This window comes from Mycobacterium sp., from assembly GCF_036488105.1.
In the GTDB taxonomy this organism is placed as follows: domain Bacteria; phylum Actinomycetota; class Actinomycetes; order Mycobacteriales; family Mycobacteriaceae; genus Mycobacterium.
This window is the reverse complement of sequence record NZ_DASXHW010000131.1, coordinates 1-12,259: the sequence shown is the minus strand read 5'-3', so window position 1 is coordinate 12,259 and position 12,259 is coordinate 1. Positions and strand designations below refer to the sequence as shown.

Annotated in this window: 11 protein-coding genes and 2 pseudogenes; 9 read left to right on the top strand and 4 right to left on the bottom strand. The window is 65.0% G+C overall.

Going from position 1 to position 12,259, the window contains the following annotated elements; all coding sequences use genetic code 11:
* From VGH54_RS07035 to VGH54_RS07025, 3 genes and pseudogenes are all read left to right on the top strand, one after another.
* Positions 1-90 (top strand): annotated as a pseudogene (locus VGH54_RS07035) (orotate phosphoribosyltransferase); the annotation flags it as partial.
* Between the two features lie 5 nt (positions 91-95).
* Positions 96-986, top strand: a complete 891-nt coding sequence (locus tag VGH54_RS07030) for a hypothetical protein (protein WP_331511216.1) — start codon at positions 96-98, stop codon at positions 984-986.
* The gene (locus VGH54_RS07025) at positions 983-1,627 is read left to right on the top strand and encodes an RNA methyltransferase (protein ID WP_331511215.1); all 645 of its coding nucleotides are present in this window, start codon (positions 983-985) and stop codon (positions 1,625-1,627) included. Before VGH54_RS07030 ends, VGH54_RS07025 begins: the two co-directional genes overlap by 4 nt.
* Before the next feature lie 13 nt (positions 1,628-1,640).
* Here VGH54_RS07025 and VGH54_RS07020 read toward each other — a convergent pair whose 3' ends face one another.
* A complete protein-coding gene (locus VGH54_RS07020) occupies positions 1,641-2,888 on the bottom strand; it encodes a cytochrome P450 (RefSeq protein ID WP_331511214.1) in 1,248 nt (415 codons plus the stop codon).
* A 147-nt stretch (positions 2,889-3,035) separates the two neighbouring features.
* Between VGH54_RS07020 and VGH54_RS07015 the strand changes: the two genes are divergently transcribed.
* The gene (locus VGH54_RS07015) at positions 3,036-5,642 is read left to right on the top strand and encodes a helix-turn-helix transcriptional regulator (protein WP_331511213.1); all 2,607 of its coding nucleotides are present in this window, start codon (positions 3,036-3,038) and stop codon (positions 5,640-5,642) included.
* An 11-nt stretch (positions 5,643-5,653) separates the two neighbouring features.
* Here the strand turns inward: VGH54_RS07015 and VGH54_RS07010 are convergent, their stop codons facing one another.
* Positions 5,654-5,986 carry a nuclear transport factor 2 family protein gene (locus VGH54_RS07010; protein ID WP_331511212.1) on the bottom strand — a complete coding sequence of 111 codons (333 nt, stop codon included), beginning with the start codon at positions 5,984-5,986 and terminating at the stop codon, positions 5,654-5,656.
* Positions 5,987-6,226: 240 nt separating this feature from the next.
* Between VGH54_RS07010 and VGH54_RS07005 the strand changes: the two genes are divergently transcribed.
* From VGH54_RS07005 to msrB, 4 genes are all read left to right on the top strand, one after another.
* A complete protein-coding gene (locus VGH54_RS07005) occupies positions 6,227-6,541 on the top strand; it encodes a hypothetical protein (RefSeq protein ID WP_331511211.1) in 315 nt (104 codons plus the stop codon).
* A 169-nt stretch (positions 6,542-6,710) separates the two neighbouring features.
* Positions 6,711-7,832 carry a glycoside hydrolase family 76 protein gene (locus VGH54_RS07000; RefSeq protein WP_331511210.1) on the top strand — a complete coding sequence of 374 codons (1,122 nt, stop codon included), beginning with the start codon at positions 6,711-6,713 and terminating at the stop codon, positions 7,830-7,832.
* On the top strand, positions 7,825-9,174 hold the full coding sequence (locus tag VGH54_RS06995; protein WP_331511209.1) for a 3-oxoacid CoA-transferase: 1,350 nt from the start codon (positions 7,825-7,827) through the stop codon (positions 9,172-9,174). Before VGH54_RS07000 ends, VGH54_RS06995 begins: the two co-directional genes overlap by 8 nt.
* A 22-nt stretch (positions 9,175-9,196) precedes the next feature.
* Complete coding sequence (msrB, locus tag VGH54_RS06990; protein ID WP_331511208.1) at positions 9,197-9,721, top strand: peptide-methionine (R)-S-oxide reductase MsrB; 525 nt, start codon at positions 9,197-9,199, stop codon at positions 9,719-9,721.
* A gap of 137 nt (positions 9,722-9,858) precedes the next feature.
* On the opposite strand, the gene VGH54_RS06985 is transcribed toward msrB, so the two are convergent.
* Entirely contained in the window at positions 9,859-10,536 is a 678-nt protein-coding gene (locus VGH54_RS06985) for a DedA family protein (RefSeq protein WP_331511207.1), read from the bottom strand.
* A 154-nt stretch (positions 10,537-10,690) separates the two neighbouring features.
* On the opposite strand from VGH54_RS06985, the gene fbaA reads away from it, so the two are divergent.
* On the top strand, positions 10,691-11,728 hold the full coding sequence (gene fbaA, locus VGH54_RS06980; protein ID WP_331511206.1) for a class II fructose-bisphosphate aldolase: 1,038 nt from the start codon (positions 10,691-10,693) through the stop codon (positions 11,726-11,728).
* Between the two features lie 7 nt (positions 11,729-11,735).
* Here the strand turns inward: fbaA and VGH54_RS06975 are convergent.
* A pseudogene (locus VGH54_RS06975) lies at positions 11,736-12,259 on the bottom strand (hypothetical protein); the annotation flags it as partial.

The following is a 12,259-nucleotide window of genomic DNA, read 5'->3' as shown; positions in this document are numbered from 1 at the left end:
GACCGCGCCACCGGTGCGGCCGAAGCCATTGAAGCCGAAGGCTTTCCGTACCGCAGCGTACTGGGGCTGGCGGACCTCGGGCTGCAGTAGTCACCGTGCGCACGTTCATCGCGATAGTGGCGACGTTGGCTCTGGCCTGTGCGTGTTCGAATCAGTCTGCACGCCAACAGGTCTACGGCGCGGGAAGCGCGCACATCGGCGAATCACTGGCGGTGCTGGGCTGGAACACCTCGATATCGAATCTGCGCTGGCAAGACGACTACGTGCTCGTCGACGTCGATGCGGCCCCGACCGACCCGGCCAAACCCCACGCCGACGCCCGCGATCTCCGCTTCGGCCTCTACGGCGCATTGGCGCATCCGATGGAAGCCACCGGCATCGGCAGCTGTGACGGCGTGAAAAACCTAGTTATCCAATCGCTTTCCGGACCCGGTGGCACGCGGCTGACCGGTACGGTATGCCTGGGCCCGATGAAAGACCGTGCCGCCGTCCGCGGCGTCTACCTCTACTCGCCACGCGACCGGATCGCCGACACCGCAGCGGCCTACCCGGCGGCGTTCCCCGTCGGGGTAATGCCGACCAAGGAGAGCGACACCGGCCTGGTGGTCAAATCCACGAGTGTCGCCGCGTGGCGGGCCGACGGCACCCAGCTGACCCAGGCGTCGCTGGGTGACCCGGCCGCGTTCAACGGCACCGGTTACATGCTGCTCGGACTGCAGGCCGACACCATCGCGGCCAAATATCGCGACGATTCCGCCGGCCGCGGCGGGCCGATGATGCTGCTCGCCACGCCGGCTTTGCCTGCCCCGGGCCTGAACGCCGCCTGCACGGCCTACGGGGCGTCGGTGCTGATCCTGCCGGAGGCGTCGCTGGACGCCGTGCACGTCAACGCCTCGCTGTGCACGCAGGGTGACCTCAACGACGCGCTGCTGTACGCGACCGTCGCGATCGTCGGCACCCACGCCGCGGTCTGGACCATCAAATGAGCGGGCCCGGTCCCACCGAGTGGAGTGTCCCGACATCCGGCGTCGGCCCATGGGAGGGCCCGCTTCCCGACGACCCGCGGTATGACCCGGAGTTGCTGCGCGACGGCGACACCCGAAACGTCGTCGACGCCTACCGGTACTGGACGCGCGAGGCGATCATCGCCGACATCGACACCCGCAGACATCCGTTGCATGTGGCGATCGAGAACTTCGGTCAGGACGCCAATATCGGCGGGGTAGTGCGCGCCGCCAACGCATTCGCCGTGGACACCGTGCACATCGTCGGCCGCCGCCGGTGGAACCGCCGCGGCGCCATGGTCACCGACCGTTACCAGCGACTGCGCCACCACGACGACACGGCCGATCTGCTGAGCTTCGCCGCCGGGTCGGGCCTGACGGTGGTCGCCGTCGATATCGTGCCCGGCGCGGAGCGCCTGGAGCAGACGGCGTTGCCGCGAGACTGCCTGCTGCTGTTCGGTCAGGAAGGCCCCGGCATCAGCGACGACGCCCGCGCTGGTGCCGCGCTGACCGTGTCGATCGCTCAGTTCGGGTCGACACGCAGCATCAACGTCGCGGTCGCGGCCGGGATCGCCATGCATACCTGGATCACGCAACACGGGGATATGGCGAGCGCCTGGTAGTGGCACCGATTCGCTAATGCCTTGGTGCGACGTCGAATTCGATGGGCAGGGTGGTGGGTCCCGTCAGCGCGGTCAACGGTTTCCACGGGGCCGGTCCGGTTCGCCGGGCGTGCGGCATGTGCTTTGTCATCACCGTCAGGGCTTCGGCGAGTTCGAGCCGGGCAAGGTTGGCACCCAGGCAGTAATGCATGCCGGCACCGAAGGTCTGCATTGGGTGGGCGCCATCGCGAGTGATATCGAGTTGGTCCGGTTTGTCGTAGACGGCGGGATCCCGGTTGGCCGAAGCGGTGTTGGCGACGACCAGTGTGCCGGCCGGGATCCTGACTCCGGCGAGTTCGACATCCTCGAGGGCGATGCGCAGGGTGCCCCAAGCGATCGGGGAGTGTCGCATGGTTTCCTCGACCGCATTGGCGGCCAACTCGGGGTGTTCGGCCAGCAGCGTCCACTGGTCGGGGTGATCACAGAGCACCTGCACCGAGGCGGCGAGCTGGTTTCGAGTGGTGTCCGTGCCGGCAATCAGCAGACCCACGACCAGCATGCGCAACTCGCTGGCGTCGAGCCGATCGCCATCGTGTTCGGCGCGGATCAGCTCGGAGATCAGGTCGTCGGTCAACGCGTCACGGCGGTCAGCGACCATATCGTCGACGTAGTCGTCGACGGCCTCCCATGCTGCCAGGATGGTATCCGCCTCATCGGCGACGTTCCAGCTGAAGGCCTTGAAGATGTCGTCGGTCCAATCCGAGAACAGCTCCCAGTCCGCGGCTGGTGCGCCGAGTAACGCGCAAATAATCGGGATCGGATATTGACGCGCGATGTCGGTCACCACATCGCAGCGCCCGCGCATCGTCTGGCGTTCCACGAGTTCGGCGATGACATCGACGATCGTCGAGCGCAGCCGTGCGGTGGCCCGAGGCGTGAAGGCCTTCGATACCAACCGGCGGAGGCGGTGGTGTTGCTCTCCGTCGAGACTGATCAGACTCGCGGTGACGCGATCCCAAATCGCGCCGGACGTTATGCCTTGAGCGGCCAGGAACATTCCCTTGGGCATGCGGAATCGGGGGTCGCGCAGCACGCTACGAACCAGTTCGTAGCTCAAGATTTCCGGGCCATGGGTACCGATGGCGATCGGTGCGCGATTCCGGGCCTGCGCGACGAGTCGGTGCGCCGCCTCGTGATCGTCCAAATGCTCATACGCCAAGATGGGCAGCCCCGCATCGAAGACATCCGGGAGACTGCGGGTAGGCATCACGTCGACTGTCATAACGACTCCTCGCTCGAAACACTTCAGCTCGGCGTTAGCGGTTGCTAACCGCGACGCAATCGTCGCTCCGGTATCGGGAAGACCCGTCAGTAGGCCGATACTGATCTTTCGCCTTGGACGGGCGGCCTGTCGTTTTAGGCTGTACGGGTGCGGTTGACGTGGCCGTTGACCGGCCGTTCCAAGGAACTGCGACTCATCGAAGCCGCGATTTTCGACTCGGACTCGGCCGGGATCGTGCTTTGCGGGGCTGCCGGCGTGGGCAAGAGCCGAATCGCACGTGAAGCGCTTAGCGCTATCCCGCCGAACGAATATGAAGTCCGTTGGATAGTGGGCTCGTCCTCGGCGCGGTCGATTCCGTTGGCGGCGCTCTCCTCATGGGCAGTGCCTGCCGTCGAGGACAACCTTGAATTAGTCCGTGGCGTGATCGCCTCGCTGACTTCATCGTCCCCGGGCAGGGCAGTGGTTCTCGGCGTTGATGATGTGGCCCTGCTCGACGATCTGTCGACATTCGTTGTGCACCAGGTCATTCAGCGCCGCGCCGCGAAAGTCATACTCACCATCCGCGACGGAGAACCGGTTCCCACCGCGACGCGGGAGCTTTGGCAGGGCGAACAATTCGACCGCCTCGACCTGGAATCGTTGTCCAAAGCCGCATTAACAGCGCTCATCTCGGCAACCTTGGGCGGCTCGCTGGACTCGCAGGCTGCCGAGCGGTTGTGGACGTTGACCCGCGGCAACCCGCTGTATCTGCGAAACATCGTCGAGCGGGAAGTTGCTGACGAACGGCTCAAGCTGCAGGACGGGTGTTGGCGCTGGCTCGGTGATCCGGTCCTACCGCCCAGCCTGGTCGAACTGATCGAAGGACGGATCGGAGGCCTGCCCAGCTCGGTTAGCGACGTGATCGACGCCCTCGCCGTGGGCGAACCGATCGAACTCGGGTCGCTCACCCGGATAACCGATCCGGCTGCGGTCGAACAGGCCGACATCCGCGGCCTCATCGCTCTTGACCAAGTAGGCGATCGGGTAGAGGCACGGTTGGCGCACCCGCTCTACGGCGAGGTGCGGCGTAGCCGCGCAGCCCCCACCAGGCTGCGACGGCTGCGTGGGCTGGTCGCCGCCGAACTGGCCACATCCGGGGATCGTGACGACATGCGCATGGTTGTGCGCCGAGCCACGCTGATGATCGACTCCGACCTCCATCCCGATCCAGACCTGCTTGTTCGGGCGGCCGCCGGCGCCGTGTGGCTATGGGAATTTCCCCTAGCCGATCGACTCACCGCAGCGGCAATTCACGCAGGAGGGGCCGCGGACGCGAAACTCATTCGCGCCTACGCCTTGTCCTGTGCCGGCCGTGGCCAGGAAGCCGATGATTTGCTTGCCGGTATCCAGGCAGATGAGTTGGCCGACGCGGTGTACGGCCGAATGGCTTTCCTGCGGGCCACCAATCGGCTGTTCACCCTCGCTGATCCGGTGGGGGCAAAGGAACTCATCGACGATGCATCCCGCGCCGCAGGTCCGCAGGCACGCAGCTGTATCGACGCCTTTCTGGCGGTGTACTGGGCGGCGATGGGCAAGCCGCAAGCGGCCATCGAATCATCGGGCAAGTTCAGCTGGCAGGAGCTACCCGACCTCGTCGCCCAGCGAGTGACCGCCTGGGCCCTCGCCCTTGCGCTCGGAGAAGCGGGCCGCGCCGGCGCAGCCGCAGCAGCGGCAAAGGCCGGTTACCCCGTCCCGATCCGCTCGTTCGTCATCATCACCGACGCCCACATCGGCGCCCTACTTTTAGCCGGCCAGATCGCCGACGCCGGGGCCCCGGCGGAGACGATACGACAACGCCAGATCGAGTTCCGGGCATTTCAGTCTTTCCAAGTCGGCTCCCTCGCGGTGGGCAGAGCGGCGCTTGGCTGTGGGCGACTCGACGTCGCGATTTCCCTTTTGACCCAATCCGTCGAAACCGTAGATGATTCCACCGACTCCAACGGGTGGGGCTATCGCTGCCAGATTCCGCTGACGACCGCCCTCGCGATGCGCGGCTCGACCGATGAGGCAGCGGCCTTGCTCGGGCAACTCGAAAAGCAGCGACATCCCAGCTGGCGATACCTCGATTATGAGTACGAGATCGCAAAGGCATGGGTTGCCGCCGGGCAGGGGGCCATCAGCGAAGCCATCATGAACTCGCTTGATGCCGCCGAAACAGCCAGGGGCAATGGTCAATTCGCGCCCGAGGTGATCTGCTTACAAACCGCTACGCAGTTCGGAGAGCGTTCCTGCGGGCCTCGACTGCGAGAGCTTGCAGCGATCGTTGAAGGGCCCCGCGCCGGCGTGGCCGCCCGTTTCGCTGAAGCGTTGCTCGACAACGATGGTGCCGAATTAGCCGCAGTTTCAGCCGAATTCGAGGATATGGGCGATTTGATCGCTGCGGTCGATGCGGCGGCGCACGCAGCCATCGCCTACCGGCACCACGACCTACGCGGGTCGGCGTTGGGATGCTCGGCAAGGGCCGAAGCGTTGGCCGAGCAATGTGGCGGCGCCCGCACGGCAACTCTGCGCAAGGCGGCCGAACGATTGCCGCTGACCGACCGCGAACGAGAAATCGTGATGCTTATCGGGCAAGGGCTGTCCAACCGGGATATCGCGACCCGGCTGACGTTGTCGGTTCGCACCGTCGAAAGCCACATCTACAAAGCGATGGCCAAAACCGGCACGTCCAACCGTGACGAGCTCGCGGGGCTGTTGCCGTCGCACCGGGGATGACACGGCGCACGTCAGCTCAATTGATCGGCTACCGCCGCAGTATCCAGCCAGATGTTCTCCCGACTGATCAATCCGTCGCGGAACTCGAAGACATGCATCATTCGGAAACTGATACGTCGTCCGTTACCCGGCAGCCCAAACAGTGATCCGATCACCGTGCCGGTCATGAGCTGCTCGAGGACCATCGCGTCGTCAGCGAAAAACTGGCGCAGGACATCCCAGCTCTCGCTGCGGAAGTTGGCGGTGAGGTAGGCGTAGAAATTGCGCGCCGCGTCCTTACCGCGACTGGGGCTGTTGGGGAATCCGACGACGTCATGCTCGACGTCCTCGGTGTACACCGCCACCGCTGCGTCGATGTCGCCGTGATTTTCGGCCCGTCATGTGGACGTCGACCAGCCGTTGCATCTGGCTGCTGTCCATCGCCGCCTCCTGGGTCATGGCCCCGCCTCAAGCTAGAACTACTTATCTGCCTCCCGGTGGTATCACGCCGCATCGCTGCGAAATATCAGTAGTGCGCCACTGACATCGATTGATCCACCGCGATCAACGATTTCAGCAGCGGATCTCACCGACGGAGGAATGAAATGGTCACCGAAAGCATTGCCGTCGTCACCCTTGACGAGGCCCGAGAGAACCTTGACGAGGCCCGGGAGCGATTGGTTTCCCCGGCACCGGTCCTGATCAGCGAGCACGAGGTTGCGGTTGGCACCGCGGTTGCGCTACGGGCCCAACCGACGACCCGGCGCCGGTGGTTCGAGGCGACCCACGTCCGGCTGGCCGCCATGCAGCGCTCGCTTGCTCCATCGACGCGAGAAGGTCGTCCAGCGCGTCGCGCCTACCCGAAGCACTACACGTATTTAGAGAACGCCTGCATGGCGCGCGAGATGAATCGCCTTTGACGTTCGCGACAACGTGACTGCCCTGCTGAGGGGATAGGGCAGTCGGCTGGGTTGCAGTTCTTACGACTCGCACCCTCAGCGGGCATCCTTCCGGGACTAAAACCGGGACAAAAAGTTCCCGGAAGGATGCCCGCTTGCGCGCCTGCCTGGTAGGGCAGGATCTGCAGGCATGGATCAGGTATGGGTCAACCGGGCGGTCAGCGCGGAGGCCGCTGTCACCGGCCGGCATCTGAAACGGCTCTGGGCGCTACCTGGCACCCAACTCGGCGTGGTGGCCTGGCCACCGGCCCGTCGCGACCGATGGTTCGGCGGCTGGCATTACTGGTGGCAGGCGCATCTGCTGGACTGCCTGGTCGACGCCGAGCAGCGCGACCCACAGCCCGAGCGCCGCATCAAGATCGAGCGACAGATCCGCTCACATCGACTACGTAACAACGGATCCTGGGTCAACAGCTACTACGACGACATGGCGTGGCTGGCGCTCGCGCTGGAGCGGGCGTCCCGGATCGCTCACGTCGACCGCGAGCGGGCGCTGCACCAGCTGAACGATCAACTGGTCAAAGCGTGGGTGCCCGAAGACGGCGGCGGCATCCCGTGGCGCAAGCAGGACCAGTTCTTCAACGCCCCGGCCAACGGGCCGGCCGGGCTCTTCCTGGCGCGCTACGGCGACCGGCTGCGGCGGGCCCAGCAGATGGCCGACTGGATCGACGAGACGCTGATCGACCCCGAGCAGCACCTCGTCTTCGACGGCATCAAGGCGGGTTCACTGGTTCGCGCCGAGTACACCTATTGTCAGGGCGTGGTGCTGGGGCTGGAGACCGAGCTGGCGGCCCGCACCCAGGACGACCGGCACGCGCCGCGGGTGCATCGCCTGGTCGCCGCCGTCGACGAACACATGGCGCCCGGCGGGGTGTTGCGCGGCTCCGGTGGCGGGGACGGCGGGTTGTTCGCCGGCATCACCGCCCGCTACCTGGCGCTTGTTGCCACCACGCTGCCCGGCGATTCTGCCGAGGATGCCAAGGCCCGTGAAAGCGCCCGTGAAATCGTGCTGACGTCAGCTCAGTCGGCCTGGGACAATCGCCAGACGGTCGAGGGGCTGCCGCTGTTCGGGCCGTTCTGGGATCGGCCCGCCGAGTTGCCGACGACCGGCGGGCAGCAGGCGCAGTTCGTCGGGGGAGCGGTCACCGGTTCGGAGATCCCCGAGCGTGACCTCTCGGTGCAGCTGTCCGGTTGGATGCTGATGGAGGCCGCACACGCCGTGACCGTCAACGAAGGGACCGGCAATGATTAAAGTCCACCCCGATGCCGTGTCGGCTCTGGATGGCCTATTGAAGGACGGAATCACCATCGCCGCAGGCGGTTTCGGGTTGTGTGGCATCCCGGAAAACTTGATCCAGGCACTGGTGGACAGCGGCGTCAAGAACCTCACCATCGTCGGAAACAACGCCGGCGTCGACGATTTCGGCATGGGGCTGCTGCTCAAGGGGCGTCAAGTGACGAAGGTGATCGCCTCGTATGTCGGCGAGAACAAAGAGTTCGAGCGCCAGGTGCTGACCGGCGAGTTGGACCTCGTGCTGACGCCGCAGGGCACGCTCGCGGAAAAGCTCCGTGCCGGCGGCGCCGGGATTCCCGGCTTCTACACCCGCACCGGCTTCGGCACCCAGCTCGCCGAAGGCAAAGACACCCGGGTCTTCGATGGCACCGAATACGTTCTGGAAGAAGGTATTCGGGCCGACGTCGCCATCGTCAAGGCCTGGAAAGGTGACAAGGCGGGCAACCTCGTCTACCGCAAGACGGCGCGCAACTTCAACCCGATGATCGCCTCCTGCGGCACGGTCACCATCGCCGAAGTGGAGGAACTGGTCGAGGTCGGCGAGCTGGATCCTGACCTGGTTCACACGCCCGGCATCTACGTGGACCGCATCATCGAGGGCGCCGACTACCAAAAGCGGATCGAGTTCCGTACCACCAGCGGCGGCGCCGCACAGAAGAACGACAACCCGATCCGCCAGCGGATGGCTCAGCGCGCCGCCCAGGAGTTGCGTGACGGCTACTACGTCAACCTCGGTATCGGCATCCCGACGCTGGTGGCCAATTGCATTCCCGAGGGCATCAGCGTCACGTTGCAGTCCGAGAACGGGCTGCTCGGCATCGGTTCCTATCCGGCCGAGGATGACGTCGACGCCGATCTGGTCAACGCCGGCAAACAGACCGTCACCAACCTTCCGGGGTCGAGCTTCTTCAGCAGCGCCGACTCCTTTGCGATGATCCGCGGCGGCCACATCGACCTGTCCATCCTGGGCGGGCTGGAGGTTGCCGAGAACGGCGACCTGGCGAACTGGTCGGTGCCCGGCAAGATGGTCAAAGGCCCCGGCGGCGCAATGGATTTGGTGTCGGGCGTCAAACGGGTGATCGTCACGATGGATCACACCGCCAAAGACGGCAGCCCGAAAATCCTCAAGCAGTGCACGCTGCCCGTCACCGGCAAGAACGTCGTGGACATGATCATCACCGACCTGTGCGTCTTCGAGGTCGAGCCGGATCACGGCCTGACGCTGATCGAGTTGCATCCCGGGGTCACCGTCGCCGATGTCCGTGCGAAGACCGGCTGCGACTTCAAGGTCGCCGTCTGAGGATCCGTCGTATGTTGGAGAGATGACCGCTTCGACACCGTCGCGTCCGGCTCTGACCCGTCGGCACGTGCTGCTCGGCACCGGGCTTGGTGTGCTGGCCGGTGCCGGTGCATTGAGCGCCTTCAACGCCGCCGGCGCGCCGCGCGGTCCGATCAAAACGTTCGAGGTCAACCACACCGACGAGGAGTGGCGGCACCTGCTGAGCCCACAGCAGTACGAGGTGCTCCGCGCGGCGGGCACCGAGACTCCCTACAGCAGCCCACTCAACGACGAGCACCGCTCCGGAACCTTCGCGTGCGCGGGCTGCGCCCAGGCCCTGTTCTCGTCAACGACCAAATTCGACAGCGGAACCGGCTGGCCGAGCTTCTGGAAGGTGATGGACAACGCCGTCCTCGAGCAACAGGACAACAGCGCGGGAATGTCGCGCACTGAGGTGCTCTGCAGCCGCTGTGGCGGGCACCTCGGCCACGTCTTCAACGATGGCCCCCAGCCGACCGGCCTGCGTTACTGTATGAACGGCGTGGCGATGACGTTCCGGCCGGCGTAGCTAGAGTCCTGAGTCATTAATTCGGGTGCAGTAATTGCCAGCTCTGCATCCCTGAGCGGACGCACCGACTGTGCGGGTTATGACGGTGATTTCGCCCTTTTCACCCACACAAGCTACACAGTCGACGTCGATAGACACTAGTCGGCGACGGTCAGCTGGTCCTCGTCGTCCTTGGCGGCGCGACGGCGTTTCAGGTATGCCCGGCCGGTGGCGATGAACGCCGGCAGCATCGACACGAACAGGATGGCCAGAACAATCTTTTCCAGGTTCTGGTGGATGAACGGCACGTTGCCCAGGAAATAGCCGGCGACTGTCACGCCGCCGCCCCAGAGGATGCCGCCGACGATGTCGAACGCCAGGTACACCGGATAGCGCATGTAGGACACCCCGGCGACCACCGGCGTGAAGGTCCGGACAAACGGCATGAAACGGGCCAGGATGATCGCCGCGGGCCCGTATTTCTCAAAGAAGGCGTGCGACTCGGTCACATGGTGCTGCTTGAAGAACCGCGAGTCTTCCTTCTTGAACAGCGCCGGCCCGATCCGGCGGCCGATGAAGTAACCGGTCTGGTCGCCAAGGACCGCGGTCAGCGCAACGGCCGGGGCCAGCACCCAGATATCGAGTGTGCCGTGCGCGGCCAGCAGGCCACCGGTGAACAGCAGCGATTCACCGGGTAGCAGGGGAAACAGCAGACCGGTTTCGACGAAGACGATGGCCAGGATCGTCGGCAGTACAGCCGATGCGAACAGTCCCTGGGGACCGATCCAATACATCGGGTCGAGGATGTTGGGCAGGGCCACCACGGCGGTGCTCACGGTGTTCAAGATACCGGCGCCGCGGACCGGCGATTACCAGGCGCGGTCCGGGCTGGCCTGCGGATGTCCCGACGGTGTTGCGATACTAATGACGACTTTGGCTGCCGGGCCGGCGGCCGCGGGCTTGCGCAACACCTGCTCAGGAGGAGAACTCATGCCAATCGCAACGCCAGATGTCTACACCGAGATGCTGCGGCGCGCCAAGGAGAACGAGTACGCCTTCCCGGCGATCAACTGCACGTCCTCGGAGACCGTCAACGCCGCGCTGAAAGGCTTCGCCGACGCGGGCAGCGACGGCATCATCCAATTCTCCACCGGCGGCGCCGAATTCAGCTCCGGCCTCGCGGTCAAGGACATGGTCACCGGTGCGGTGGCGCTGGCCGAGTTCACCCACGTCGTCGCCGACAAGTACCCGATCAACGTGGCCCTGCACACCGATCACTGCCCGAAGGACAAGCTGGATACCTACGTGCGCCCACTGCTGGCGATCTCGGCCGAGCGGGTAGCCGCCGGCCAGAATCCGCTGTTTCAGTCGCACATGTGGGACGGCTCGGCGGTGCCGATCGACGAGAACCTGGAAATCGCGCAGGAGCTGCTGAAATTGGCCGCCGCCGCCAAGATCGTCCTGGAAGTCGAGATCGGCGTGGTGGGCGGTGAAGAGGACGGCGTCGAGGCCGAGATCAACGACAAGCTGTACACCACCCCCGAGGACTTCGAGAAGACCATCGACGCTCTGGGGCACGGCGAGCACGGCCACTACTTGCTGGCCGCCACGTTCGGCAATGTGCACGGCGTCTACAAGCCCGGCAACGTCAAGCTTCGCCCCGACATCCTGGATCAGGGCCAGAAGGTGGCCTCGGCCAAGCTGGGCCTGGCCGACGGCTCCAAGCCGTTCGACTTCGTCTTCCACGGCGGCTCAGGTTCGCTGAAGTCGGAAATCGAAGAGGCGCTGCGCTACGGCGTGGTCAAGATGAACGTCGACACCGACACCCAGTACGCCTTCACCCGACCGCTGGCCGGGCACATGTTCACCAACTACGACGGCGTGCTGAAGGTCGACGGCGAGGTGGGCAACAAGAAGGTCTACGACCCGCGCAGCTATCTCAAGAAGGCCGAGGCGTCGATGGCCGAGCGGGTTATCGAGGCCTGCAACGACCTGCATTGCAACGGAAAGTCTTTGTCGCCAAGCTGATTCGGCGTTAGCCGGAGTTGGACTCGCAGATCTTCCACTGATCGTCGCGGTACTGCAGGTCAAAGCTGCGGGTCGAACGGGTCTGCGGCGCGTAGGCCATGAACGCGGTGACGTTGGCCTCTGCGTGGTTTCCGTTCACCACGACCTGGTCGATGTCGGCGACGACGGGATACTGCTTGGCCGCCGCGATGCGACGGTAAGTGTCGCTCCAGTCGCGCTGGTTGTAGTTGACGTAGTCGTCGCGCATGCTGCCGCAGGTGATGCTGCGCAGCGTGGTCAGGTCGCCGGTCTGCACCGCGGCGTCGAAACTCTTGATGGTGCTGCGGACCTGGTCTTCCTGCGACGCGTTCGGCTTTCTGTCATTGCGGGTCAGCAGCACGGTGCCCAGCACCGCGATCGCGGCCAGCGCCAGGATGATCAGGATCAACGCCAGCACCCAGCCCCAGCTGCGTTGGCCAGACGGGCGCAGCTTGGCTCCCAGCCGAGGCGGAATCAGTTGTGGCGTAGCGGCTCTGGCGCCCGATTGGCCGC